This window comes from Xanthobacter wiegelii, from assembly GCF_043193855.2.
GTDB lineage: Bacteria > Pseudomonadota > Alphaproteobacteria > Rhizobiales > Xanthobacteraceae > Xanthobacter > Xanthobacter flavus_A.
This window is the reverse complement of sequence record NZ_CM195529.1, coordinates 2711765-2735544: the sequence shown is the minus strand read 5'-3', so window position 1 is coordinate 2735544 and position 23780 is coordinate 2711765. Positions and strand designations below refer to the sequence as shown.

The 23780-nt window shown below is 67.1% G+C and carries 25 protein-coding genes, 1 tRNA gene and 1 pseudogene; 19 read left to right on the top strand and 8 right to left on the bottom strand.

Annotated elements, in window-relative coordinates; all coding sequences use genetic code 11:
- Positions 1-4: 4 nt before the first annotated feature.
- The gene (locus V5F63_RS12640) at positions 5-2149 is read right to left on the bottom strand and encodes a DEAD/DEAH box helicase family protein (RefSeq protein ID WP_394101985.1); all 2145 of its coding nucleotides are present in this window, start codon (positions 2147-2149) and stop codon (positions 5-7) included.
- Positions 2150-2723: 574 nt separating this feature from the next.
- Between V5F63_RS12640 and V5F63_RS12635 the strand changes: the two genes are divergently transcribed.
- From V5F63_RS12635 to V5F63_RS12620, 4 genes and pseudogenes are all read left to right on the top strand, one after another.
- Entirely contained in the window at positions 2724-2948 is a 225-nt protein-coding gene (locus V5F63_RS12635) for an antitoxin MazE family protein (protein ID WP_209489381.1), read from the top strand.
- Positions 2945-3307 carry a type II toxin-antitoxin system PemK/MazF family toxin gene (locus tag V5F63_RS12630; protein WP_209489379.1) on the top strand — a complete coding sequence of 121 codons (363 nt, stop codon included), beginning with the start codon at positions 2945-2947 and terminating at the stop codon, positions 3305-3307. Before V5F63_RS12635 ends, V5F63_RS12630 begins: the two co-directional genes overlap by 4 nt.
- A gap of 109 nt (positions 3308-3416) precedes the next feature.
- Complete coding sequence (locus V5F63_RS12625) at positions 3417-3641, top strand: hypothetical protein (protein ID WP_209489376.1); 225 nt, start codon at positions 3417-3419, stop codon at positions 3639-3641.
- A 21-nt stretch (positions 3642-3662) separates the two neighbouring features.
- Positions 3663-5182, top strand: a pseudogene (locus V5F63_RS12620) (recombinase family protein); the annotation flags it as partial.
- On the opposite strand, the gene V5F63_RS12615 reads toward V5F63_RS12620, so the two are convergent.
- Positions 5153-5242: transfer RNA gene (locus V5F63_RS12615), tRNA-Ser, on the bottom strand. The pseudogene V5F63_RS12620 and the gene V5F63_RS12615 sit on opposite strands and share 30 nt — an antisense overlap.
- A gap of 352 nt (positions 5243-5594) precedes the next feature.
- Between V5F63_RS12615 and V5F63_RS12610 the strand changes: the two genes are divergently transcribed.
- The 6 genes from V5F63_RS12610 (at position 5595) to V5F63_RS12585 (ending at position 11773) form a co-directional block, all read left to right on the top strand.
- Positions 5595-6455, top strand: a complete 861-nt coding sequence (locus tag V5F63_RS12610) for a septal ring lytic transglycosylase RlpA family protein (protein WP_348634376.1) — start codon at positions 5595-5597, stop codon at positions 6453-6455.
- Positions 6456-6632: 177 nt separating this feature from the next.
- Positions 6633-7871 (top strand): D-alanyl-D-alanine carboxypeptidase family protein, encoded by a 1239-nt coding sequence (locus tag V5F63_RS12605; RefSeq protein WP_394029202.1) that lies wholly within the window; start codon positions 6633-6635, stop codon positions 7869-7871.
- Positions 7868-8545: a dTMP kinase gene (tmk, locus tag V5F63_RS12600; RefSeq protein ID WP_394101984.1), complete on the top strand. Its 678-nt coding sequence runs from the start codon at positions 7868-7870 to the stop codon at positions 8543-8545. The genes V5F63_RS12605 and tmk overlap by 4 nt, the downstream gene beginning before the upstream one ends.
- Positions 8542-9573, top strand: a complete 1032-nt coding sequence (locus tag V5F63_RS12595) for a DNA polymerase III subunit delta' (RefSeq protein ID WP_209489368.1) — start codon at positions 8542-8544, stop codon at positions 9571-9573. Before tmk ends, V5F63_RS12595 begins: the two co-directional genes overlap by 4 nt.
- A gap of 44 nt (positions 9574-9617) precedes the next feature.
- A complete protein-coding gene (gene metG / locus V5F63_RS12590; RefSeq protein ID WP_394101983.1) occupies positions 9618-11171 on the top strand; it encodes a methionine--tRNA ligase in 1554 nt (517 codons plus the stop codon).
- A gap of 92 nt (positions 11172-11263) precedes the next feature.
- Positions 11264-11773, top strand: a complete 510-nt coding sequence (locus tag V5F63_RS12585) for a hypothetical protein (protein ID WP_394101982.1) — start codon at positions 11264-11266, stop codon at positions 11771-11773.
- A gap of 9 nt (positions 11774-11782) precedes the next feature.
- Here V5F63_RS12585 and V5F63_RS12580 read toward each other — a convergent pair whose 3' ends face one another.
- Positions 11783-12364, bottom strand: a complete 582-nt coding sequence (locus V5F63_RS12580; protein WP_394101981.1) for a biotin transporter BioY — start codon at positions 12362-12364, stop codon at positions 11783-11785.
- Positions 12365-12527: 163 nt separating this feature from the next.
- Between V5F63_RS12580 and V5F63_RS12575 the strand changes: the two genes are divergently transcribed.
- From V5F63_RS12575 to V5F63_RS12565, 3 genes are all read left to right on the top strand, one after another.
- Complete coding sequence (locus V5F63_RS12575; protein WP_209489360.1) at positions 12528-13304, top strand: TatD family hydrolase; 777 nt, start codon at positions 12528-12530, stop codon at positions 13302-13304.
- A gap of 30 nt (positions 13305-13334) precedes the next feature.
- Entirely contained in the window at positions 13335-13874 is a 540-nt protein-coding gene (locus V5F63_RS12570) for a CoA-binding protein (protein WP_394101980.1), read from the top strand.
- A gap of 71 nt (positions 13875-13945) precedes the next feature.
- Entirely contained in the window at positions 13946-15250 is a 1305-nt protein-coding gene (locus tag V5F63_RS12565) for an O-acetylhomoserine aminocarboxypropyltransferase (protein ID WP_394029197.1), read from the top strand.
- 83 nt (positions 15251-15333) lie between these two features.
- Here V5F63_RS12565 and V5F63_RS12560 read toward each other — a convergent pair whose 3' ends face one another.
- Entirely contained in the window at positions 15334-16224 is an 891-nt protein-coding gene (locus V5F63_RS12560) for a LysR family transcriptional regulator (RefSeq protein WP_394101979.1), read from the bottom strand.
- A gap of 97 nt (positions 16225-16321) precedes the next feature.
- On the opposite strand from V5F63_RS12560, the gene V5F63_RS12555 reads away from it, so the two are divergent.
- Positions 16322-16762 (top strand): CidA/LrgA family protein, encoded by a 441-nt coding sequence (locus V5F63_RS12555; RefSeq protein WP_394101978.1) that lies wholly within the window; start codon positions 16322-16324, stop codon positions 16760-16762.
- Entirely contained in the window at positions 16749-17444 is a 696-nt protein-coding gene (locus V5F63_RS12550) for an LrgB family protein (RefSeq protein ID WP_209489350.1), read from the top strand. Before V5F63_RS12555 ends, V5F63_RS12550 begins: the two co-directional genes overlap by 14 nt.
- 110 nt (positions 17445-17554) lie before the next feature.
- Here V5F63_RS12550 and V5F63_RS12545 read toward each other — a convergent pair whose 3' ends face one another.
- Positions 17555-18637: a COX15/CtaA family protein gene (locus V5F63_RS12545; RefSeq protein WP_394101977.1), complete on the bottom strand. Its 1083-nt coding sequence runs from the start codon at positions 18635-18637 to the stop codon at positions 17555-17557.
- 144 nt (positions 18638-18781) lie between these two features.
- Here V5F63_RS12545 and V5F63_RS12540 point away from each other — a divergent pair, with 144 nt between their 5' ends.
- Entirely contained in the window at positions 18782-18994 is a 213-nt protein-coding gene (locus tag V5F63_RS12540) for a DUF2842 domain-containing protein (RefSeq protein WP_394029193.1), read from the top strand.
- A 117-nt stretch (positions 18995-19111) separates the two neighbouring features.
- Here the strand turns inward: V5F63_RS12540 and V5F63_RS12535 are convergent, their stop codons facing one another.
- Both V5F63_RS12535 and V5F63_RS12530 read right to left on the bottom strand, forming a co-directional pair.
- Complete coding sequence (locus tag V5F63_RS12535) at positions 19112-20635, bottom strand: P-loop NTPase family protein (RefSeq protein WP_394101976.1); 1524 nt, start codon at positions 20633-20635, stop codon at positions 19112-19114.
- Between the two features lie 84 nt (positions 20636-20719).
- Complete coding sequence (locus V5F63_RS12530) at positions 20720-21541, bottom strand: enoyl-CoA hydratase (protein WP_394101975.1); 822 nt, start codon at positions 21539-21541, stop codon at positions 20720-20722.
- 99 nt (positions 21542-21640) lie between these two features.
- Between V5F63_RS12530 and V5F63_RS12525 the strand changes: the two genes are divergently transcribed.
- From V5F63_RS12525 to rpsI, 3 genes are all read left to right on the top strand, one after another.
- Complete coding sequence (locus V5F63_RS12525; RefSeq protein WP_209489340.1) at positions 21641-22087, top strand: PaaI family thioesterase; 447 nt, start codon at positions 21641-21643, stop codon at positions 22085-22087.
- 198 nt (positions 22088-22285) lie between these two features.
- The gene (rplM, locus tag V5F63_RS12520; RefSeq protein ID WP_024279114.1) at positions 22286-22747 is read left to right on the top strand and encodes a 50S ribosomal protein L13; all 462 of its coding nucleotides are present in this window, start codon (positions 22286-22288) and stop codon (positions 22745-22747) included.
- A gap of 1 nt (position 22748) precedes the next feature.
- Positions 22749-23228: a 30S ribosomal protein S9 gene (gene rpsI, locus V5F63_RS12515; RefSeq protein WP_038193505.1), complete on the top strand. Its 480-nt coding sequence runs from the start codon at positions 22749-22751 to the stop codon at positions 23226-23228.
- Between the two features lie 100 nt (positions 23229-23328).
- Here rpsI and V5F63_RS12510 read toward each other — a convergent pair whose 3' ends face one another.
- Positions 23329-23700 (bottom strand): cupin domain-containing protein, encoded by a 372-nt coding sequence (locus V5F63_RS12510; RefSeq protein ID WP_394101974.1) that lies wholly within the window; start codon positions 23698-23700, stop codon positions 23329-23331.
- Positions 23701-23780 lie beyond the last annotated feature (80 nt).

Genomic DNA, 23780 nt, shown 5'->3' with positions numbered 1-23780 from the left:
GCCTTCAATTGGCGGGTTGGTCTGGGTTTTCCGGATCGGGCGTGCTGCCCGTGCTGGCGATGCCGAACACACTCCTGTTCAGGCTGGCGAGCACTTGCTCCAGTTCGCTCTCGCCGCCGAGCACCGCACAGCCGCGCGCGAATCCGCCATTCATGGCGAGCGGTGGCTGGTCGAAGCGCCAGCTCTCGAAGCTGGTGAGGTCGGCCGCATTGGCCTTGATCTGCTCCTTGATGAGATGCAGCAGCCGCAACTGGTCGGTGTCGAACGCCTGGCCGTCCAGCCAGGTCTCGAACGCCGCTCCCAAGGCTTCGGCGCGGGCTTCCTCCGGATCCATGAAGGCGCGCCCGGTTTCATCCACCGTCACCCATTCGCGGGTGGCGGGGTCGATCTCGTCATGCACATCCAGCGTCAGCATGCGGCGCGGCTGCCCCTGCGGCCGTTCGGGCGCGCGCACCACAACCGCCCCGCCTTCGCCCGGCGCCTCGTCATCGCCATGGCGCAGGGTGACGCCGGTGAAATCCCACAAAGTGAAACGATCCTTACCCGGCGCCTGCCGCGTGCCCCGGCCGCGCATCTGCTGGTAGAGGATCGACGAATGGGTGAAGCGCGCCATCACCAGATTGCGCACCTCCGGGCAGTCGAAACCGGTGTCCAGCATGTTCACGCTGACCAGGATCTGCGGGAACGGTTCGTTCTTGAACCGCTTGATCTTGGCGTTGCCGTCCACGCTGTCGTCCGGCCCCATGCCTGACACCACGAAGTCGGCATAGCGCGTGGTGGGGCTCGGCTTCTTGTCGGCGAAGACATCATCAAACATGCGCGCCAGCGTCTCCGCATGGCGTTTGGTGACGGCGAACACGATGGTCTTGCCCCATTCCGGCGCACGGCGAATGCCGCTCGGTGCGGTATAGCCGTTCTCCAGCACCTCGCGAAACTCACGCACCATGGCGCGGTTGCGCTCCGGGATGGTGAACTTACGCTCAAGCGCGGTGGGATCGACCGTGAGCGGATCATGATCCGCAAACAGCGCTTCCAGTTCGGCGCGGGTTTCCGCATCCAGCGCGCCCCAATCAATGTCGGTGCGCGCAACAGTGAACCCGTCGGTGGCGGCCGTGCGGGCAGTCATCGCGCGATAGATCTCATAGGGAACGAGATGGCCGTCCGCGATCGCCTCGGCCATGCTGTAGCTGTAGGTCGGGCGGTCCACCTCGAAGAAGCGCAGCGTGTCGCGGATCGCGGCGCGGTCCTCCTCGTCCACATCCGGCGCGTCCCGCATGACGCAGGGCGTGGCGGTGAGGCCGATCTTGATGCCGTCGAAATGGTCCAGCGCGCGCCGCCACTGGCCGTAGATGCTGCGGTGGCATTCATCAATGAGGATGAGATCGAAATAGCCGGCGGAATATTTCTCATACTCATTCACGAGCGTCTGGAGCGTGACGATCGTCACCCGCTTTTCATCCTGAAAGCGGCGCCCGGTGCGCGGCACGCGGTAGCACGGAAGATGCGGCAGATGCTCGGCGAAGGCGTCCTCCGCCTGAATGGCGAGGGTGTTACGATCGACCACGAACAGCGCGCGCGTCGACCAATTGGCATCGAACAGGCGCTTGATCAACGCGGCCGCCGTGCGCGTCTTTCCGGTGCCGGTCGCCATCTCGACCAGCATTTTCCGCCGGCCGCTGACGATCCCTCGGCAGAGGGTTTCGATGCAGGCGCTTTGATGGTGGCGCCCGCCGCCGCCAGCAATGCGGCTGTCGATCGGGATGTCGAGTGGATTGCGACGGATGTCGCGCGCTGCCTTTCGGCGCACGAGGTCATCCTGACTGAAAACGGTCTCCACCCGGCGGAAGTGCGCATCCTGCCCCTTGTCGCAGAACCAGATTTCTTCGCCGTTCGAGAGAAAGATAAAGGGCACGCCGAGCAGATCGGCATAGCGCCGCCCCTGCGCCTCGCCCGCCGTCAAGCTGACACTCGTGCTCTTCGCTTCCAGCACGGCAACCGCACGGCCGAGGCGATCAAATAGCACATAGTCCGCCCGGCCGCCGTCATCGAGCGGGTATTCATATCTGACGCTGCGACCATCCGTCAGGCGCCACGCCGCATCCTTCAGAAGTTGGTCGATCTTGATCCGGGCGAACGCTTCGTTGGTCAATTCCGTGTCGCCCCGATCTCCTGTTGAATAGCAGTCCTCATGCACCGACTCGGCGCGTCGGCCGCACATTTTCCGCCGTCACATCGCTGCGCGCGGTGCGGTGGAAGAGCGCACATTCTGCACCCGCAACGCATCCAGGTCCGCATGAAGTCCCTTCAACAGCCGGCACGTCATCCGTGCATGTGTTGAAGGTATCGCGACGATCCACCCCCGCGCCAGTGGGGCCGTAAGGCGGATTTCCCTTAGGGCGGTCGGCGGCGATTTCGTAGGGTACCGGCGTAGGGGCTTGAGTGCAGGATAAATGCCCACACATTGCGCGTTGGGTCGGTTGTTGGCGTTTCAATGGGTTAGGGTTCGCATGGGCAATGTGCGCGGAGATTTCCCAACGTAGTCTGAGGCAAGTAAAAATCATTTTTCGTTGTAAATTCAATGAGATGTCCAAAAGGTGCGTTCCGCCGAATGTGCGCCATGGCTCTCAGCCTTCAGGAGCCCCGCAGGAACCGCTTTCCATCCGAATGGACTGGGCAGACGGGTCTCCATGTGCTAGTTACATGTAACTCATGAGGAGGCTGCCATGTCATCCGCATCTAGGCCCAAGCCTTCGCGCGTGAAGGTCGGCGAGCATCGCGCGCGACTGCGCGCCCAGGGGCTTCGGCCGATCCAGATCTGGGTGCCGGATGTGCGGGCACCCGCCTTCCGGGCGGAAGCGCGGCGCCAGTCGCTGGCCGTCGCGTCGAGCGCGCAGGCCGGCGATGACCAGGCCTTCATCGATGCCGCGTCCGACTGGAGCGACGAATGAGGCGCGGCGAAGTGTGGACCGTTGCCGGAGGGCAGGACTACGCCGGAAAGCCGCGCCCGGTGGTCATCGTGCAGGACGACAGTTTCGATGGAACGGAGTCCCTCACCATCTGCGCCTTCACAACCGATGAGACGGAGGCCCCGCTGTTCCGGCTGGTAGTCCAGCCGAACGAGAGAAATGGCCTGCGCGCGGTCTGCCGCCTGATGGTCGACAAGATCACGACCGTTCGGAAGGCGAAGTTCGGGCAGAAGGTCGGTCGCCTCGACGACGAGGACATGGTCCGGCTCAATCAGGCGTTGATCGTCTTCCTCGGGCTGGCCGCGTCGCCACGGGCAGGCCGGAAAGGGAGTGGGCCATGATGCGCGTCGCCCCCGCTGTTCGAGCGTCACGCGACGCGGGGCGAAACGGTGGGCTGTGGCGTGGATATCGGCCCTTCGTCCGAGCGCGGTCCCGGGCGAAGCTGGCGTCATGGCGAGAGCGAGACGACCTCCCCCTTCCGGCGCATCCGCCGAGCTTGAGGCCCTGCTGGGTTATCCGTGGCCGTTTGCGGGCCGACTGCCGAAGCACGATCCCGCAACCTGGATCGTCAGCGATGACTGGCCCGAAGCTGTGCCGGTCACAGAGGCCGAGATCAACGTTTTCGAGCGCTGGTTCGGCGACCTGTACGATGATCTGCCCGGCCCGGACACCTGATCCTCTCGGGAGATACCAGTCATGACCGCACCTTTGCGCGCCGCCCTCTATCTGCGCGTCTCGACGGTGCGCCAGGCCGAGCACGATGTCTCCATCCCCGACCAGAGACGCCAGGGGGAAGCCTGGTGCGCCGCGCGAGGCTACCAGCTGTTTGAGACCTATGTGGAGCCGGGCGCATCGGCCACCAATGATCGCCGCCCCGAGTTCCAGCGGATGATCGAAGCGGGCACGTCAAAACCCGCGCCCTTCGACGTGGTGATCGTCCACTCGTTCAGCCGCTTCTTCCGTGATCACTTCGAGCTGGAATTCTACGTCCGCAAGCTGGCGAAGAACGGCGTCAAGCTCGTCTCGATCACGCAGGAAATGGGGGATGACCCCATGCACGTCATGATGCGGCAGATCATGGCGCTGTTCGACGAGTATCAGTCGAAGGAGAACGCCAAGCATGTGATGCGGGCCTTGAAGGAGAATGCCCGGCAAGGCTTCTGGAATGGCGCCCTGCCGCCCATCGGCTATCGCATCGTCGCGGCCGAGCAGCGCGGGGCGAAGACCAAGAAGAAGCTGGAGATCGACCCGCTCCACGCCGAGACCGTGCGGCTGATCTATCGGCTCGCCCTTGAAGGCGACGGCACCACCGGCCAGATGGGCGTCAAGAACATCGTGTCCTATCTGAACAAACGCCGCATCTTCACGCGCGACGGCGGGCGTTGGGGCATCGGACAGGTTCACCGCATCCTGACCCGGCGCACCTATATGGGCGAACATGAGTTCAATAAGCGGTCCAAGACCAAGGAGCTGAAGCCGGTCAGCGAGATCGTTGTCGTGCCCGTGCCGCCGATCATCAGCCGCGAGACCTTCGACACCGTGCAGACGCTCCTCAAGGCGCGACATCCCAGGGTGACGCCATCCGCCGTGACCAGCGGCCCGACCATGCTGACCGGGCTTATCCATTGCGCCAAGTGCGGCGGCGCCATGACCATCCGCACCGGCAAGGGCGGACGCTACCGTTACTACGCCTGCTACAGCCCGAACGATTGGAAACGATTCTCGCCACAGTGCTCGACCGGCGGCAGGAGCGATCCGAGCGCCAGCGCGAGCATATCGCCGAGTTGAACAGGCGTGCAGCCGAGTCTGAAGCCCGCCTCAGGCGGCTTTATGACGCCATAGAGGCCGGCGTCGCCGATCTGGACGACCCGGCGCTGAAGGACCGCATCGTCGGCCTCAAAGCTATCCGCGATCAGGCCAAGGCTGACGCCGAACGCGCCCAGGCCATGCTCCAGAACGCCGGGAGCAAGGCCGTTACGCCGGAGATGCTGAGCAAATTCGCGAAGGCCGCGCGTCAGCGCATCCGACTAGAAGGCGGCGGCTATCGCCGCGACCACCTCCGCGCGCTCGCCCAGCGCGTCGAGGTTGCCGAGGGCGAGGTTCGGATCATGGGATCAAAATCCCGGCTGCTTCAGACGCTGGTATCGGGGAATGGCGTAAACGCAGTGCCCACTCAGGGACTGAAATGGCGGAAGGGGTGGGATTCGAACCCACGGTGGGGTTGCCCCCACGGCGGTTTTCAAGACCGCTGCCTTAAACCACTCGGCCACCCTTCCAGGTCCCGCGTGCGGGGCGGGACGCTTGACGGTCCCATCTAGAGCAGGTGCGCGGGCGCGTCGAGAGGGGCGGGTGCGGGAGGCGGGGATAGGCGGACGAGAGCGGTCCAAGGGCTCCGGAGGATGCCGGGCGCGGTATCCGAATGGGTGTCATTATTGCCGATCGTTAACCATGGCCGCGGCGGCGCCCCATTTTCGCCGTCATTGGACCCCCTGTTGGCGCAATCTGCCGGGGTCCCTGCTGATCGCGGCGCGATGCGTTCTGTCTCTGCCGGCGGCAGCAAAAGCGGGGAACCGGGCACGGATGATGACGGGATCGGCGGGGACGCAGCGGAACAGGATCGGTCACCTCGTGCGCGCCGTCGCAGGCGCGGGGGCGGCGCCATCCATCCGCAGGCTGCGGACCCTGGCGGTGCTCTCCTCCCTCGTCGCGGTCGCGGGCTGCGGCTCGGTCGAATCCCTCGGCAGCAAGATCGATCCCATCTGGGGCGTCTCCACCAGCCCGCGTGTGGTCGCGGAGGGTGATCCCGTGCCGCGCGGCGGCGGCGGCTACAAGGTGGGCAAGCCCTACACCATCGGCGGGCGCACCTATTTCCCGGCGGAGAACCCCAATTACGTGGCCGAAGGGCAGGCGTCCTGGTACGGCAAGGATTTCCACGGCCGGAAGACCGCCAATGGCGAGATCTTCGACATGGCGTCCATCTCCGCCGCCCACAAGACGCTGCCCATGCCGTCCTACGTGCGGGTGACGAACCTGTCCAACGACCGCTCCATCGTGGTGCGCGTCAACAATCGCGGGCCCTATGTGGGCGACCGCCTCATCGACGTGTCCTACAAGACGGCCGAACTGCTCGGCTTCGCCAAGAACGGCGTCGCGCGGGTGCGTGTGCAGTATCTCGGCCGCGCGCCGCTGGACGACGACGACGACATCAAGCTCGCCTCCACCCTGCGCACCGATGGCACCCCGGCCGACCTGATCGAGGGCTCGCCCGTGCGCGTGGCCTCGGCCAAGCCCTTCGTGCCGGAAGGCCCCTCCATCCGCAGCGTCGCCGCTGCCGCGGTTCCGACGGGCGAGGCGCCGGTGCCGCCGTCGCGGCCCTACGATCTCGGCCAGGCGGGAAGCTCCGGGCAGGTGGTGGCCAGCGCCGGCTGGTCGCAGGGCTCCGCGCCCGTCTCCGGCCTCGGCTTCGCCGGGGTGCCGGGAGAACGCTGAAGCGGCGAGCGCTGAGGCGTAAAACGCCTGGGCTGAAGATATCCACCCGTCCCGGTTCCCGCAGGGCTTTACCCGAAGCCGGCGCTTCGCGATGATCCGGCCGAAGGGGAACCGCCAGCTCCAGCCGCACCCATGGCCAGCGCACGGCACCCCGCGTGCCGTATCCGGTGGAGCCTGATGTCCGTGCCCTCCCGCTTCGCCTCCCGCCTTTTCGCCGCGCTCACCCGTCCCGCCGTCGCGCTGGCGCTGATCGCCATCGCGTGTGCGCCCCTGCCGGCGTCCGCCCAGCAGGCGCAGGGCTTCCAGACCTCCGTGCCCGGCGCGGTGCTGATCGATTTCGAGACCGGCACGATCCTGTACGAGAAGGATGCGGACAAGCGCTTCGCCCCCGGCACGCTCACCAAGGTGATGACCGCGGATGTGGTTTTCGCCCAGCTCAAGGCCGGCAAGATCGCCCTCGACACGCCGTTCATGGTGAGCGTGAACGCCTGGAAGCGCGGCGGCGGCCCCTCGGGCGGGGCGGCCATGTTCGCCGAGGTGAACAAGCCGGCCCCGGTGGGCGAGCTGCTGGCGGGCGCGCTGGTGGTGTCGGGCAATGATGCGGCCATCGCGCTGGCCGAGGGCGTCGCCAACACCGAGAGCGAGTTTTCCCAGATGATGAATGCCGAGGCGAAGGCCATCGGCATGGCCAATTCCGAGTTCCACAACGCCACCGGCTTCGCCGATTCTGGCCAATATTCCACGGCGCGCGACCTCGGACTGCTCGCCGCCCACATCATCCGCACCTATCCCACCTATTACCCCGTGTTCGCCCGCCCCAACATCGAATGGAGCCGCATCAAGCAGCGCAATCGCAATGTGCTGCTGGATGCCGGCCTCGGCGCGGATGGCCTTCAGGTGGGCTGGGTGAAGGATGTGGGCTACCACGCCCTCGGCTCGGCGGTGCAGAACGGCCAGCGCCTCATCGTCGCCACCCTCGGCGCGCGGAGCGAGAAGGAGCGGCTGGATGAGACGCGCAAGCTGCTGGAATGGGGCTTCCAGTCCTTCCGCCAGCGGCAGATCTTCACGGCGGATCAGGAGATCGGCCGGGCCCAGGTGTTCGGCGGTTCGCAAGGGTCGGTCGGGCTCGTGGCGAAGGGGCCGGTCTCCATCCTCACCCCGCGCTCGGGAAATGAGCGCGTCACCGCCCGCGTGGTCTACACCGGACCGCTTCGGGCTCCCGTCGCCAAGGGCACGGAGGTGGGGCGCATGCAGGTGACGCGCGGGCAGGTGAAGGCCCTGGACATTCCGCTCTACACGGCGGAGGACGTGCCGGTGGGCTCGCTCGTGGACCGTGCCCTCGACGGCGGCATGACGCTGATGGGCGACAGCGTGCGCGACCTGATGAAGAAGGCCCTCGCGAAGGTCGGCAAATGAGCGGCGGGCGGTTCATCACCCTCGAAGGCGGGGAGGGCACAGGCAAGTCCACGCAGGCGCGGCGTCTGGCGCAGCATCTGCGTGCGCTCGGCCGCGAGGTGGTGGAAACCCGCGAGCCCGGTGGCACGCCCGGTGCGGAGGCCCTGCGCCATGTCATCCTCTCCGGCGCGGCCGAACCGTTCGGCCCCACGGCCGAGGCGATGCTCTTCGCGGCCGCGCGGGCGGACCATGTGGCGGGGCTCATCGCGCCCGCGCTCGCGGCCGGCAAGATCGTGGTGTGTGACCGCTTCATCGATTCCACCCGCGTCTATCAGGGCGCGGTCGGCGCCGTGGCGCCGGGGCTTCTCGATTCGCTGGAAGCGCTTTCGGTCGGCACCGTGCGGCCCGACCTCACCCTGATGCTCGACGTGCCGCCGGAGATCGGCCTCGCCCGCGCTGCGAAGCGGGCGGCGGGGGCCGCGGCGGACCGGTTCGAGAAGGAAGGCGGGGATTATCACGCCGCGGTGCGCGCCGCCTTCCTCGCGCGGGAGGAGGCGGAGCCCGGGCGCTGCGTGCTCATCGATGCGTCGGCCGACGCCGATGCGGTCGCGGCTGCCATCGCCGACGTGGTGGCCGCCCGCCTCGGGCTTGGTCCGCGCGAAATCGCCGACACCTACGCCATGGCGGGCGCATGAGCGGCGAGATCGCCGGGGACGTCCTGCCGGGCGCGCCGCATCCGCGCGAGCAGACCCGCCTGTTCGGCCATGCGGCGGTGGAGGCGGACCTGCTTGGCGACTTCCGCGCCGGGCGCCTGCCCCATGCCCTGCTCATCGGCGGGCCGGAGGGTATCGGCAAGGCGACGCTGGCCTATCGCCTGGCCCGCGTGGTGCTGGCCGGCGGGCCGGAGCCGGGCGCGCACGATCTCAGCCTGCCGCCGAGCCATCCGGTGTTCCGGCAGGTGGCCTCCATGAGCCACCCCGACATGCTGGTGCTGCGCCGCGCGCCGGAGGCGGGGGAGGAGAAGATCCCCACCGTCATCCCGGCCGAGATGGTGCGGCGGGTGCGCAGCTTCTTCGGCGCCACGGCGGCGGCCGGCGGCTGGCGGGTGTGCATCGTCGATGCCGTGGACGAGCTGAACGCCTTCGGCGCCAATGCCTTGCTGAAGACGCTGGAGGAGCCGCCCCCGCGCGCGCTGTTCCTGCTCATCACCCACGCCCCCGGCAAGGTGCTGGCCACCATCCGCTCGCGCTCGCGCCTGCTGCGGCTGCGGGCGCTCGCGGAAGGCGACGTGCTGGCGGCGCTGGATCATCTTTCCACCGAGATCGGCGACCTGAACGCCGCCGAGCTTCCCGCCGCCGCGCAGGCCTCGGGCGGCAGCGTGCGCCGCGCCGTGACGCTGGCGCGGGGGGAGGGGATGGAGGTGCGCCTCGCCACCCTCAAGGCTTTGGGCCAGTTGCCTCGCCCGCGCCCGGAAGACCTCCACGCGCTGGGCACGCGGCTCCAGGGCGACCGGGCGGACGGGCTCGATCTCTTCGTCGAGGCGGTGAGCGACTATGTGGCCGCGCAGGCCACTGACGCGGACGTGCCCCGCCATCGCCTTGTCCGCCTCGGCGAGGTGTGGGAGAAGGTGCGGCGCAGCGCGGCCGAGGCGGATGTCTTCAATCTCGATCGCAAGGCGCTGGTGTTCCGCATCTTTGCCGATCTGGCCGAGGCCGTGCGCTGAAGCCGCCCCTTCGCGGGGATCGGGGAAATCGTCCGAGCCTTTCGATGTCCGTCAAGCCGCCGTTCTTCATCACCACCGCCATCGCCTACCCGAACGGCGTGCCCCACATGGGCCACGCCTACGAGGCCATCGCGACCGACTGCATCGCCCGGTTCAAGCGACTGGATGGCTATGACGTGCGCTTTCTCACCGGCACGGACGAGCACGGCATCAAGATGCTGCAGACGGCCCAGAAGGCCGGCCTGACCCCGCGTGAGCTGCTTGACCGGAACGTCCCCCGCTTCCAGGCGATGGTGGAGACATTCAACCTCTCCATCGACGACTTCATCCGCACCACCGAGGAGCGGCACCGCATTTCCACGCAAGCCATCTGGGAAAAGATGGCGGCGAACGGGGATATCTATAAATCCACGTATGCGGGTTGGTATTCGGTTCGCGATGAGGCCTATTACGCGGAAAGCGAGACAACACTGAACGACGCCGGTGTCCGGCTTGGGCCACAGGGCACGCCTGTGGAATGGGTGGAGGAGGAGAGCTACTTCTTCCGCCTCTCGGCATACCAGGATCGACTCCTCTCGTACTATGCCGAACACCCCGGTTTTATTGCGCCTGACAGCCGTCGAAACGAGGTTGTCAGCTTCGTTTCGGGTGGTCTTCAGGACCTCTCCATCTCCCGCACCACCTTCGACTGGGGCATCCCGGTTCCAGGTGATCCCAAGCACATCATGTATGTGTGGGTGGATGCGCTGACCAATTACATCACCGCGCTCGATTATCCGGACGTGGACGGCGACTTCGCCAAGTATTGGCCGGCGGACGTCCATGTCATCGGCAAGGACATCATTCGCTTTCACGCGGTGTACTGGCCGGCGTTTCTCTGGTCGGCCGGGCTGGAGGCGCCGAAGAGGGTGTTCGGCCACGGCTTTCTCTTCAACCGCGGAGAGAAAATGTCGAAGTCGGTCGGCAACGTCATCGACCCGTTCGACCTTGCCGCCACCTATGGCGTTGATGCCATTAGATATTTCTTCCTCCGGGAGGTCGCCTTCGGTCAGGATGGCTCCTACAGCCACGAGGCGATCGTCAACCGCATGAACGCCGACCTCGCCAACGACCTCGGCAACCTCGCCCAGCGCTCGCTGTCGATGATCTCCAAGAATCTCAATGGCTTGGTGCCCACCCCGGGCCCCCTCTCGGCGGAGGACGAAGCCATGCTGGCGCTCGCCGACGGCATGCTGGCGAAGAGCCGGGAGGCCATGGAATCTCAGGCTATCCATTTGTATCTCAACGCAGTTTGGGCCGTGGTCGCCGAAGCCAACCGCTACTTCGCCGCCCAGGCCCCCTGGGCCCTGCGCAAGACCGATCCCGCCCGGATGGAGACGGTCCTCTGGGTCACCGCCGAGGTGATCCGGCAGGTCGCCATCCTCGCCCAGCCGGTGATGCCGGAGAGCGCCGCCAAGCTGTTGGATCTGGTGGCGATTCCGGCGGGGGAGCGGGGCTTCGACCGGCTCGATCCGGCGTTCCGCCTGGCCGCCGGCCTCGCCCTTCCGACCCCCGTCGGCGTGTTCCCGCGCTATGTGGAGCCGGAAGCCGCCACCTGAGCGAAGGGGTGTGCAGGGACCGGAAATATCTTAACCTTGCTAGGGTTTTGTAGTTTACAGCACGCGGGGCTGGAGGAACTGGAGCGGTGGGAATGACGGGCGTGAGATGGGTTTCGGTGGCCGCGGTGGCGCTGGCACTGGCCGGCTGCTCCAGCAGCTACGACCGCGCTCCGGCGCCTTCCGCCACCTATGATCCCATCCCCCCGGCCATGCCCACCGAAATGCCGCCGGCGGTGCCGGAAGGTCCCGCCGTTCCGCGGATCGAAGTGAAGCTCGCCGGTGCCGACGCCACCCTCGTGCGCGCCCGCATCGCCACGTCCCGCCGCGCTCGCCAGTACACCATCACGGTCGATCAGCCGGCCCAACTCATTGCGGAAAAACGCCTTCCGCCCGACGAGGCGATGCGGCGCACAAACGGCCAGAGCCAGGATGCCGCCTTCCGGCTGGACTACATCTTCAACACCTCGGGCGGCAACGTGACCGTGTCGCTGGAAGCCTCCATCGTCACCAACCCCGGCCGCCCCGGCGAGCGCGTGCAGCCCATCACCATGCCGGGGCCGGACGCGGACGCGCTCAAGGAAGAGATCAGCGCGGCCCAGTAGCCGGGCTCTTCAACGCTGGCGCGGGGTGCCGGTGAGGCGCTCCACTGCGATGACTGTGGCGAGGGCGGCGATCGTCTTCACCACCGCGCCGGGCAGGAAGGGCAGGAAGCCCCGCTCCAGCGCGAACATCGGTCCCATCTTGGTCGCGAGCCAGCCGGCGCCCATCACCATCAGCACCAGATGGCCCAAGGCCAGCACCCCGAGCAGCGGCAACGGCCGCAGCCGCGCCCAGGTTTCCTGAAGCCAGCCCACCAGTAGCGCCGTCACCAGAAATCCGACGATGAACCCGCTAGAGGTGCCAGTGAGCATGGCAAGCCCGCTGCGTCCGCCCGAGAACACCGGCAGGCCCATCAGGCCGGCGAGGAGATAGATCGCGACGGTGAGCCCGCCGAACTGCCAGCCCATGAGGGCGGCCAGGCTAATCAGCACATAGCTTTGCAGGGTGATCGGCACCGGCTGGATCGGGATGGAGAGCTGGGCGCTCCACGCCAGCAGGGCCACGCCCACCACCAGGCCCGCGATAGCCCAGAGGTTGGACGCATCCGCCAGACGGGCGAGGGCAGGGCGGAACGGAGGCGGGGTCTTGAGCATGTCGGTCCTGGCATCAGTGGGGCCGTCCGGGCCCGTGTCATGCCCGCGATACCTGTGCAGGTGCAGCGCGGCAAGCCCAACCGTGGCCGGGAGCGCAGGGTCGACGCCTCGACGTCGCGGATCGATGCGCTTATGTGAAGCGCGCACCGTCCGCAGGATTACCATGCTCGTCGACAGCCATTGCCACCTCGATTTCCCCGACTTCGCCGCCGAGCTGCCGGAGGTGGTGGCGCGCGCAGAGGCCGCCGGCGTCTCGCATCTCGTGACCATCTCCACGCGAGTTCGCCGCTTCAACGAGATCCTCGCCATCGCCGAACGGTTCGAGAGCGTGAGCTGCTCGGTGGGCACCCACCCGCATCAGGCGGGCGAGGAAACCGACGTGACGGTGAAGGAACTGGTGGATCTCTCCCGCCATCCCAAGGTGGTGGCGATTGGCGAGGTTGGGCTGGACTATCATTACGATCTCGGCCCTCGGGAGGCGCAGGAGCACGGCTTCCGCACCCATATCGCGGCCGCGCGGGAGACGGGCCTGCCGCTGGTGATTCATGCCCGCGAGGCGGACGAGGACGTGGCCGCGATTCTGGAGGAAGAGACCGCCAAGGGCGCCTTTCCTTTCGTGCTCCACTGCTTCACCGCCGGGCCGGACCTCGCCCGCCGCGCGCTTGCGCTGGGCGGCTACATCTCCTTCTCCGGCGTCGTGACCTTCAAGAAGAGCGAGGATCTGCGCGCCATTGCTTGCGACGTGCCGGCCGACCGCATTCTGGTGGAGACCGATTCCCCCTTCCTCGCGCCGACGCCCCATCGCGGCAAGCGCAACGAGCCTTCCTTCGTGCGCGAGACCGCGAAGGTGCTGGCGGGGGCACGCGGCGAGCCGTTCGAGGATTTCGCGGCCGCAACCACGCGGAATTTCTACACTTTGTTCTCCAAGGCCCGCCGCTGAACGGCCGCGCCGAGGGAGGGAGGAGACGCGGTGAACCACGATCGCTACGACGACGCCTACATTCGCGCCGTCCTGTCCGAGGTGAAGACCATCGCCATCGTCGGCGCCAGCGCCAACGCCGCGCGGCCGTCCTATTTCGTAATGAAGTATCTGTCGGAGCGGGGCTATCGCGTCTATCCGGTCAATCCGGGGCAGGCGGGCAAGACCGTGGTGGGGCTGACGTTCGTCGCCTCATTGAAGGATGTGCCGGAGCCCATCGACATGGTGGACGTGTTCCGCGCGCCGGAGCATGTGCCCGCGGTTCTGGACGAGGTTCTGGCGCTCGATCCGCTGCCGAAGGTGCTATGGACGCAGCTCGGCGTTCGCAACGACGATGCGGCGGCGCGGGCCGAGGCGGTGGGGCTCAAAGTGGTGATGAACCGCTGCCCGAAAATCGAATATGGCCGGCTCTCCGGCGAGATCGGCTGGACGGGGGTGAATTCCCGCACCATCTCGGCGCGCCGGCCGCAGCGGCTGGGAAGCGGGGTGCAGCGGCTTTCCATCGCACCGCGTGGACCAAAATCAAGTTGATCGGTAGAAGTACGGAATTATCGATCCAAGCCCGCCGGCATAGAAGGTAGGCACTAACGGAGAGAGCGCCCATGTCCGACGACAACACCCCCGCGGCCCCGCGCGAGCCTGGTTTTTCAACCCTCGCCATCCACGCCGGCGCCCAGCCCGATCCGACCACGGGCGCGCGCGCGACACCAATCTACCAGACCACCTCGTTCGTGTTCGACGACGTGGATCATGCGGCCTCGCTGTTCGGCCTGCAGGCGTTCGGCAACATCTATACGCGCATCACCAACCCCACCAATGCGGTGCTCGAAGAGCGCGTCGCGGCGCTGGAGGGCGGCACCGCGGCCCTTGCGGTCGCCTCCGGCCATGCGGCCCAGCACCTCGTGTTCCACACGCTGCTGACGCCCGGGGACGAGTTCATCGCCTCGCGCAAGCTCTATGGCGGCTCGATCAACCAGTTCTCTCATGCCTTCAAGAGCTTCGGCTGGAACGTGGTCTGGGCTGACCCGGACGACGTGTCGTCCTTCGAGCGTGCGGTGACGCCGAAGACCAAGGCGATCTTCATCGAGTCCATCGCCAATCCGGGCGGCGTGGTGACCGATGTCGCGGCCATCTCCGCCGTCGCGAAGAAGGCGGGCGTGCCGCTCATCGTCGACAACACGCTGGCGACGCCCTACCTCTGGCAGCCCATCAAGGACGGTGCCGACATTGTCGTGCACTCCGCCACCAAGTTCCTGGGCGGTCACGGCAATTCCATCGGCGGCGTGATCGTGGATGCGGGCACGTTCGACTGGTCGGCGTCGGGCCGCTATCCGTTCCTGAGCGAGCCGCGGCCGGAATATTCCGGCATGGTGCTGCATGAGACGTTCGGTAACTTCGCCTTCGCCATCGCCGCGCGCGTGCTGGGCTTGCGCGATCTCGGGCCGGCGCTCTCGCCGTTCAACGCCTTCCTGATCCTCACCGGTATCGAGACGCTGGCCCTGCGCATGCAGCGGCACAGCGAGAATGCGCAGAAGGTGGCCGAGTGGCTCGCCGCGCACCCCAAGGTGTCCTGGGTGAGCTATCCCGGCCTTGCGAGCGACAAATACCACGCGCTGGCGCAGAAATACCTGCCCAAGGGCGCCGGCGCGGTGTTCACCTTCGGCCTCAAGGGCGGTTACGAGGCGGGCGTCAAGCTGGTGTCGAACGTCGAGCTGTTCTCGCACCTCGCCAACATCGGCGACACCCGCTCGCTCATCATCCATCCCGCCTCGACCACCCATCGCCAGCTGACCGACGACGGCAAGACGGCGGCGGGCGCGGGGCCGGAGGTCGTGCGTCTGTCCATCGGCATCGAGGATGCGGCGGACATCATCGGCGACCTCGATCAGGCGCTGGCGAAGATCTGATCTTCCTTCCGCGCGGGCTCCCTCGAGTCCGCGCGGTTTCGGCCCCCCGGTTTCTTTCCCCCGGCTTCTTGGGCGCGAAGCATTCAGCCGGTCCCGTCGCCATAGACCTCCCGCGTCAGCTCCAGCCAGGCGCGGGCGGCATGGGACAGATAGCTGCCCTTCCGCCAGACGATGGCCATGTGCCATTCGGTGCCGGGCTCCGCGAGTTCGGACAGGCGCACCGCCGGCGTGCGGCGCTGGTAGGCAATGGTCTTTGGCAGGAATGCCACCCCGAGTCCCGCGCCCGCGATCTCCACGATGAAGTCGATCTGCCCGCTCCTTGCTGCCACCTGCGGCGCGAAGCCGTTGCGGGCGCAGGCATCCTCGAGCACCTGATTCAGAGCGAAGCCGCCTTCGAACAGGATGAAGGGGGAGGCCGCAAGATCGGCGATCGTCACCCGATCCCGCCCTGCAAGAGGGTGGCTCACCGGCAGGACGGCCATCAGCGGCTCGCGGCGCACGCCCTGACCGTCGAAGCCGTCCTTGGCGGGGAGGAGGGACCCGGCGAGTTCCACTTCGCCTTCCAGAAGCATTTCCTCCAGCCGCTTGGAGCCGTGCTCGGTGAGGCGGATCTCGATGCCCGGGTAGCGCGAGCGGAAGACCGCGAACAGGGGCGCGAACAGCGTGCTTGCCCCAAGCGGGGGAAGGCCAAGCCGCAGGCTGCCGCGCCGGAGGCCCCTGAGATCCTCCAGTTCGGCGACGAGGCCCTCGCGTTCGGCCAGCAAGGTCAAGGCGCGGCGGTAGACGATCTCGCCAGCGGCTGTGAGCTGGCTGCGATGGCCGATGCGGTCGAGCAGCGGCACGCCCAATTCGTCCTCCAGCTGCTTCACGGCCTTGGAGATGGTGGGTTGGGTGGCGTTGAGGATCTTGGCGGCTGGGGAAAAGCCGCCCTGCCGCACCACCTCGACGAGAGCCCTGAGCGTGCGAAGTTCCATATGATGCCTATATGGAATGGTCTTTATGCAATCAATTCATTTTCATCATGCTGCGGTGCATACTATCTTACTGGCATCGGCACTGGAGGTGCCAGCCATGTCTCAGATTCACACTGCCCCCAAGCCTTTTCGCCGCACCATCCGCTTCGCGTTGCACCGCAGCATGGTGGCGCAGCTCGCCGTGCTGGCCGCCTTCTGGGTGGCGGGAGAGGCTGTGGTTCGGCTGGTGAAGCTGCCGGTTCCGGGCGGCATCGTGGGCATGGTGGTCGTCCTCGCCCTGCTGGCGAGCGGCTGGCTGCGTCCGGCCAGCGTGCGGCGCGGAGCCTCCTGGCTTCTGGCGGATATGCTGTTGTTCTTCGTCCCCGCCGTCATGGCGGTGCTGGATCACAAGGAACTCATCGGCCTCGACGGCCTGAAGATCGCGGCGGTGATCCTGCTCGGCACCGTGATGGTGATGGGCGGTACGGCTCTCGCCGTCGACCTGTGCTGGCGCTGGACCCAGCGCCTGTCGCAGGAGGCGTGCCATGCCGATGCATGATCCGCTTTTCGCGACACTGTTGTGGTCCGCCGTCACCATCGGCTCCTACCTCATTGCGCGAGCCATCGGCCAGCGCTGGCGCTTCTGGTGGACGTCTCCGCTGCTGCTGACACCCATCGGTGTCGGCGCCGTAGCGCTCAGCCTGCATGCCGGCTACGGCGAATACATCGCCGGCACCCGCTGGCTGCTGCTGATGATGGGGCCGGCCACGGTCGCCTTCGCCATTCCCATCTATGAGCAGCGCGCGCTCATCCGCCGCTATTGGCCGGTGCTGCTGGTTGGCGTCGCCGTGGGGAGCACCCTCGCCATGGGGACGGCGCTGGCCCTCGCGCATCTTTTGGGACTGAGCGATTCCATCGGCCTCAGCCTGATGCCGCGCTCCACCTCCACGCCCTTCGCGATGGCGGTTTCCAGCGACATCGGCGGCGTGCCAGACCTCACTGCCGTGTTCGTCATCCTCACCGGCATTTGCGGCGCGGCGCTGGGCGAGGTGGTGCTGAAGGTGATGCCACTGCGCTCTTCGCTGGCCCGCGGGGCGCTGTTCGGCATGGGTGCCCATGGCGCTGGTGTCGCCCGGGCGCACCAGATCGGCGGGGAGGAAGGCTCCATCGCCGGCCTCGTGATGGTGCTCGCCGGTCTGTTCAATGTGATGATCGCGCCGCTCGTCGCGGCGCTGGTCTAGAGCACGCGCCGATCAGATCGCATCGCGATCTGATCGGATAACGCGTTCTCTATCTGACAGTTAGAGGGCGATTCACCGATCAGATTGTTTCAATCTGATCGGATCGCGCTCTAGGCGGCAGCCTTTATCGTCCGGGCGGCCTCCGGATCAGCGAGGCCGCTCACATGCACCACGGCGTAAATCAGCACGATCGTCGCGCCGAACTGGTGCGCCAGTGCGATGTCGATGGGCACCTGGTGGATCAGCGTCAGGATGCCGAGCGCCGCCTGCGCCGTGACAAGCGCGAACAGGATCCACGCCCGCTTCGCCGCCCGGCCGCCGTCGCGCATGGCGTTGAGCGCGTGAAGCAGGCTGAGCGCCCACAAGGCGTAGGCCATCATGCGGTGATCGAACTGCACCGTCAGCGCATTCTCGAACAGGTTGCGCCAGAAGGGCGACATGGCGCCAAGCTGCTCGGCAGCGGGGATGAAGCGTCCATCCATCAGAGGCCAGGTATTGTAGGCCATGCCGGCGTCGAGCCCGGCCACCAGTCCACCGGCAAAGATCTGCACCAGCACGAGCCCCACGAGGACGCGCGCCGTCAGCCGCACGCGGCCGGTGACCGCCTGCCGCTCCTCACCGGCGAGAGATCGGGCGACGGCGACGATGGCTGCGAGGATCACGCATGCGAGGGTGAGATGGACGGCCAGGCGATACTGGCTGACGGAGACCCGCTCCGTCAGGCCCGACGCCACCATCCACCAGCCGACCGCGCCCTGCAGCCCGCCGAGGGCGAACAGCCCGAGGCACTTCGCGAGCAATGATCCGCGCAGCACCCCCCGGACGGCGAAATAGAGGAAGGGCAGGAGGAAGGCGAAGCCGATGACACGGCCGAGCAGCCGGTGGCCCCATTCCCACCAATAGATGCGCTTGAACGCCTCCAGACCCATGCCCTTGTTCAGGATCTCGTACTGGGGAATGGACTTGTAGCGGTCGAATTCCGCCTGCCAGTCGGCCTGCGACAGGGGCGGCAGGGCGCCGGTGACAGGCTTCCATTCGGTAATGGAGAGGCCGGATTCGGTGAGGCGCGTGGCGCCACCCACGACGACCATGGCCACGATCAGCGCCGCGACGAAATAGAGCCACAGGCGGACGGCCCTGAGCCCGGGGCGGGGGCGGTCGGCGATCAGGGTAACGGCTTCGGCGTGCGACATGTGATTTCGACTCCGCGTGCGCGGTCTTGCTGCGTGGCCCCTCCGGATCGATCCGTTATAGAGAGCCTGTGTGCCGCGCAAGGGAGCGGGTGCCGCATGCCCCTTCGGCAAGCAGGTGACCCAGCGGCCAGGGAGTGATCGAGAATGCCCCAACGCCTGCGCAAGCTTGTCGGTACCGTCCTGATGCTGGTGCTGGTCGTCGTCTGGGCGCTGATGGCCATGGCGCTCGCCCAAGGCCGTGTGACGGAGCTGCACTGGGCGCTCCAGACCGTCTGCTATGTCCTCCTCGGCAGCCTGTGGGTTCTGCCAGCGGCGCTCATCATTCGCTGGATGGAGCGACCCGATAAAAAGCCGTGATACCATAGATGCTTATTCCAATGTTTTGAAATATCACATGACCCGTCATCTTGATTGCGGTCGTGAACGAAAAAAGACCCGGCTGGGCCGGGCCTTTCATCGCTGCAATCGTGAAACTCAGGCGGCGCCGGCCAGGCGCTCCGGCGGCAGCGGCGGAGCTTCGGGCAAAGCCTGAGACGTGACATTCGGACGGCTGTGCGGCGCGACTGTCGGCGGCTCAGGCCGTTCGGCGTCGATGCTCGGCACGGTGAGGCGCTCCTCACCATCCGGTATCTCTTGCTGTTGCGGCCCGGCGGCGAGGCACATCATCACCACCCGCCCGAACTTCTTGTCGGCGAGCGCATCGAAGGTCTCGACGGCGGCCGTCGGGGGCGCATCATCGGCATTGAGGCAGACGACGAGCGGATCGAGGCCGGCGAGCCGGCGCCCGCCGCGGGCGGCGAACAGGCTGGGGGCGGCGACCACGACGAAATCATAGGTCCGCTTGAGGGCTTCGAGCACCAGCGCGAGGCGCTCTGCGCCCACCACGGCGGACCCGGACAACACGTCGCGGCCGGGCGGGATGACGTGGGCGCGCGAGCGGGCGTCGCGATGGATCGTCTCTCCGAATCCGGCGACGCCGAACAGAAGCTCGCTCATTCCCGGCGCCCAAGGGTCGGAGACCAGGGCGGCCAGACTCTCGGCGCTGCCGTCGAGGGCCACAAGCGCCACGCCGGCCTCTTCCGACAGGCGGCGCGCCAGCGAGACCGCGCAGGTCGCGGAAGCCTCCGGTAGGTCGTCGGAGGTCAGGAGAATCAGGCGCGCGGTGCCGGTCGGCGAGGCGAGGTGAGCCACCAGCCGGTCAACGGCCGCCTCGGCATCGAGCCCCGCGCCTTCGGGACCGCCGATCCAGGTGATGCGATGGCTGTCGGTCAGCTCGACCGGGAGAACGGCGCCGTCTACCACCCCTTCCACCTCGGCGGGGCGGTTCAGGGTGCGATGGGCGATCAGGAGCAAAGCGGCCGCGACGCCCAGAAGACCAAGCGCGAGGGGACCAGGCGGCTCCGGCACGAGCGAGGCCCGCCCCGCTTCGCCCCGCCGGGCGACCGGGAGCAGTGAGGGCTCTTCCTGTCCGACCCGCGTGTCGCGGTCCAGCGAGAGAAAGGCGGAGACGTAGGCATCGGCGACCCGGACGGCGAGGCCGGGCGTTGCGGCGGAGACGGTGATCCGCAGCGCCCGCCCGCCCTGGGCCGGCGCCACGTCGAGATTTTCCATGAGGCGCCATGCGGCGGCGACGGCCTCCGAGCGCCCTTCCGTTCCGGCGCGAGTGATGCCCAGCCAGCCGGCCAGACCGCCGGCCGCGATCCGTCGGACATCCGTGTCCGGCAGCTGGCGCACGGCGTCGTAGGCGAGTTCACGCGAGCCCAGCATCTGCGCCACCCCGCGCATGGCGCCGGCGGGCGGCTGGGTGCCGACCTCGAAGGCCAGGATGGTGGTGGCCGAAAACCGCAAGGGAAGGAAGGAGGCGAGTGCGATGAGGGCGAAGACGATCCACGCCGCCTGCCAGACGCTCGGGCGCCATGCCAGCCGGACAGGTGCGAGACCGGCATCGGAGCCGGCCGCATCGGTCATCTCAAGGTGCGTCGTCTCCAGATGAGACATGCGCCGCCCTCCCGCGACTCGGGCGCACGACGCGCCAGTCTCATACAGAGAGCCAGATCATGGTTTATGGAATGTAAACGGGAATCAGCGATCTTCCCATTGGGCAGGGCGCTTGGCGAGGACCGCCGAGATGCCTTCGTCCGCGTCGCGGGCCAGCATGTTCTCGGCCATGACGCGCGACGCATAGGCATAAGCGTCGTCGAGGCCCAGCTCGACCTGCGCGTAGAAGGCCGCCTTGCCGAGCTTCACCGGCACCTGTGACTTCTCCGCGATCTTGCGGGCGAGGGCCTGGGCGGTCGTCAGCGCGTCGCCGGCCGGCACGACGCGGTTGACGAGGCCCATGCGCAGGGCGTCGCCCGCCTCGGTCCAGTCGCCGAGCAGCAGCATCTCCATGGCGTGCTTGCGGGAGAGGTTGCGCGAGAGCGCCACCATGGGCGTGTGGCAGAACAGGCCGATGTTGACGCCCGGTGTGCAGAAGCGCGCCTTGTCGCCGGCGACCGCGAGATCACAGCTCGCCACCAGCTGGCAACCGGCGGCGGTCGCCATGCCCTCCACGGCCGCGATGACCGGCTGGGGCAGGCGGACGATGGCCGTCATCAGGGTAGCGCAGCGCTTCAGAACATCCTCGAAATAGGCGCGGCCGCGATCCGGGTCCGAACGATGCGTCTGGATCTCCTTCAGGTCATGTCCGGCGGAATAGACTGGCCCTTCTGCCGCGAGTACCACGGCGCGCGCGGATGGATCGGCTGCCACCTCGGCCAGCGTGGCCGTGAGCGCTGCCATCATGGCCTCCGACAGGGAATTGCGCTGCGCTGGCCGCGAGAGGGTCAGCGTCACGACCCCGGCATCGTCGAAGCGCGTGACGGGCGATGGCTGGGCGGCATTCACGGCGGCTGTCGCGGGCACGATATTTCCCTTGGTGGTTCCGGATTTGACGTTCCGACCGCTATCCTATTCACAAGCGGCGTCCGGCGCGAGCCGGGGCAGGGCAGGAGACAGTGCGGGATGACTGCGGCGCGGGATGTGGTGATGACGGTGAAGGAACTCGACGCCTTCCTCGCGGCCGAATTTCCCCAGGCCTTCGGGCCGGGCCGCGCCCACCATGTGGAGCGCGTGGGCCTCAAGACCGCGACGGTGCGCCTCGATGCTGATGAGAGCCACCTGCGGCCGGGCGGCACCATCTCGGGGCCGGCCATGATGGCGCTCGCGGATGTGGCGGTCTATGTGGCGCTCCTCGCGCAGATCGGCCCGGTGGCGCTGGCGGTGACGACGAACCTCTCCATCAATTTCCTGCGCAAGCCCGCGCCCGGCCCGCTGTTCGGCGATGCCCGCATCATCAAGCTCGGCAAGCGACTCGCAGTCGGCGAGGTGGGCATCCGCGGGCCGGGGGACGACGAACTGGTCGCGCATTGCGTTGCGACCTACTCGATCCCGGATCAGCCGAAGGCGTGATGGAGGCCAAGGCAATGCGAAAACGCGGGAATTTTAGTGGTGCTATTGCACCATTTTTATAACCATATGTTTTCGCTATGCTTTTCATTGTGGCTCTGCGTTGACGCCCGCGCCGTGCTCCTCTAGAAGCACCCCATCGTCGGACGCCGCTCGGTCCTCATGGGTTGGGCCGTCCGACTTCTCATTCGGAATGATCCCATGACGACGTATTCGGCCAAGCCCGCCGAAATCGAGAAGAAGTGGGTGGTGATCGACGCCAGCGGCCTTGTTGTCGGCCGGCTCGCGACCATCATCGCCATGCGCCTGAAGGGCAAGCACCTGCCCATCTACACCCCCCACGTGGATTGCGGCGACAATGTCGTCGTGGTCAACGCCGAGAAGGCGGTGTTCACGGGCCGCAAGAAGGACCAGAAGGTCTACTACCATCACACCGGCTATGCGGGCGGCATCAAGGAACGCACCGCGAAGTTCATTCTCGAGGGCCGCTTCCCGGAGCGCGTCATCGAGAAGGCGGTGGAGCGCATGCTCGCCCGCGGCCCGCTCGGCCGCAAGATCATGGGCAACCTGCGCGTCTACAAGGGCCCTGCCCACCCGCACGAGGCCCAGCAGCCGGTCGCCCTCGACGTGGCGGCTCTCAACCGCAAGAACGTGAGGAACTGACATGGCCGAGGTTCTCCAGTCCCTCGACGCGCTCGGCGCAGCGACCGTCTCGGCCCAGCCCGAAGCCCCCGTCCATGTCCAGAAGCTGGACAAGTTCGGCCGCGCCTATGCCACCGGCAAGCGCAAGGACGCCGTGGCGCGCGTGTGGGTTCGCCCCGGCACCGGCAAGATCACCGTCAATGACCGGGACATCGAGGTGTATTTCGCCCGTCCCGTGCTGCGCCTGATGATCAACCAGCCGTTCCAGGTCGCGGCCCGCGAAGGCCAGTATGACGTGGTCGCCACCGTGTCCGGCGGCGGTCTGTCCGGCCAGGCCGGTGCGCTGCGTCACGGCCTTTCCAAGGCGCTCACCTATTACGAGCCCGAGCTGCGCAGCCCCCTCAAGAAGGGCGGCTTCCTGACCCGCGACAGCCGCGTGGTCGAGCGCAAGAAGTACGGCCGCGCCAAGGCCCGCCGTTCGTTCCAGTTCTCGAAGCGCTGATCGCTTCGGTTTCAGGTTCGATGTTTTTGGAAGCGGCGGGGATTTCCCCGCCGCTTTCTTTTTGTGTCCCGGCTTTTTGTGCCTCGCGCGTCCGCAGCGATCAGTCGAACCACTCGTCATGCGGGTCGAAGGCCGGGATCGGGATGTTCAGGATGCGCAGGCGGCCGATGGCGCGATGCCGGCAGCCCGGCTTGATGAAGATGGACGTGAGCGGCGAGACCGGCACGCGCTCGCCGTCGAGCTCCATCTCCCCTTCGCCTTCGAGGATCACGTAAATCTCGGTCATGTGCTTGTGGTAGTGCACCCGCGCGTCCTCGGTGATGTCGGTGAGGTGCACGGTCGCCAGCTTGTTGTCGTCCGTCCCGAAGGCGCGGCGGGCGAAGCCGCAGGGGCAGGGCACGGCGGGGATCTCGTCGAGGTGCGAGATCATGTAGTTCCGCGCGTTGCCCTGGCTTTTGCTTGGCGTGCTCATGGCGGGCTCCCTGGGCGACGCCCGGTGCGGCGTCCGGCTGCGTGCTCCAGCCTTGCCCACCAGAAGTAACGGCCGCGATC

Bases quoted from the DNA above. Each gene is read 5' to 3' on its own strand.
- V5F63_RS12635 (WP_209489381.1), top strand. From the start codon at position 2,724: ATGTCATCCGCATCTAGGCCCAAGCCTTCGCGCGTGAAGGTCGGCGAG.
- V5F63_RS12630 (WP_209489379.1), top strand. From the start codon at position 2,945: ATGAGGCGCGGCGAAGTGTGGACCGTTGCCGGAGGGCAGGACTACGCC.
- V5F63_RS12625 (WP_209489376.1), top strand. From the start codon at position 3,417: ATGGCGAGAGCGAGACGACCTCCCCCTTCCGGCGCATCCGCCGAGCTT.
- V5F63_RS12605 (WP_394029202.1), top strand. From the start codon at position 6,633: ATGTCCGTGCCCTCCCGCTTCGCCTCCCGCCTTTTCGCCGCGCTCACC.
- tmk (WP_394101984.1), top strand. From the start codon at position 7,868: ATGAGCGGCGGGCGGTTCATCACCCTCGAAGGCGGGGAGGGCACAGGC.
- V5F63_RS12595 (WP_209489368.1), top strand. From the start codon at position 8,542: ATGAGCGGCGAGATCGCCGGGGACGTCCTGCCGGGCGCGCCGCATCCG.
- metG (WP_394101983.1), top strand. From the start codon at position 9,618: ATGTCCGTCAAGCCGCCGTTCTTCATCACCACCGCCATCGCCTACCCG.
- V5F63_RS12585 (WP_394101982.1), top strand. From the start codon at position 11,264: ATGACGGGCGTGAGATGGGTTTCGGTGGCCGCGGTGGCGCTGGCACTG.
- V5F63_RS12580 (WP_394101981.1), bottom strand. From the start codon at position 12,364: ATGCTCAAGACCCCGCCTCCGTTCCGCCCTGCCCTCGCCCGTCTGGCG.
- V5F63_RS12575 (WP_209489360.1), top strand. From the start codon at position 12,528: ATGCTCGTCGACAGCCATTGCCACCTCGATTTCCCCGACTTCGCCGCC.
- V5F63_RS12565 (WP_394029197.1), top strand. From the start codon at position 13,946: ATGTCCGACGACAACACCCCCGCGGCCCCGCGCGAGCCTGGTTTTTCA.
- V5F63_RS12560 (WP_394101979.1), bottom strand. From the start codon at position 16,224: ATGGAACTTCGCACGCTCAGGGCTCTCGTCGAGGTGGTGCGGCAGGGC.
- V5F63_RS12555 (WP_394101978.1), top strand. From the start codon at position 16,322: ATGTCTCAGATTCACACTGCCCCCAAGCCTTTTCGCCGCACCATCCGC.
- V5F63_RS12550 (WP_209489350.1), top strand. From the start codon at position 16,749: ATGCCGATGCATGATCCGCTTTTCGCGACACTGTTGTGGTCCGCCGTC.
- V5F63_RS12545 (WP_394101977.1), bottom strand. From the start codon at position 18,637: ATGTCGCACGCCGAAGCCGTTACCCTGATCGCCGACCGCCCCCGCCCC.
- V5F63_RS12540 (WP_394029193.1), top strand. From the start codon at position 18,782: ATGCCCCAACGCCTGCGCAAGCTTGTCGGTACCGTCCTGATGCTGGTG.
- V5F63_RS12535 (WP_394101976.1), bottom strand. From the start codon at position 20,635: ATGTCTCATCTGGAGACGACGCACCTTGAGATGACCGATGCGGCCGGC.
- V5F63_RS12525 (WP_209489340.1), top strand. From the start codon at position 21,641: ATGACTGCGGCGCGGGATGTGGTGATGACGGTGAAGGAACTCGACGCC.
- rplM (WP_024279114.1), top strand. From the start codon at position 22,286: ATGACGACGTATTCGGCCAAGCCCGCCGAAATCGAGAAGAAGTGGGTG.
- rpsI (WP_038193505.1), top strand. From the start codon at position 22,749: ATGGCCGAGGTTCTCCAGTCCCTCGACGCGCTCGGCGCAGCGACCGTC.
- V5F63_RS12510 (WP_394101974.1), bottom strand. From the start codon at position 23,700: ATGAGCACGCCAAGCAAAAGCCAGGGCAACGCGCGGAACTACATGATC.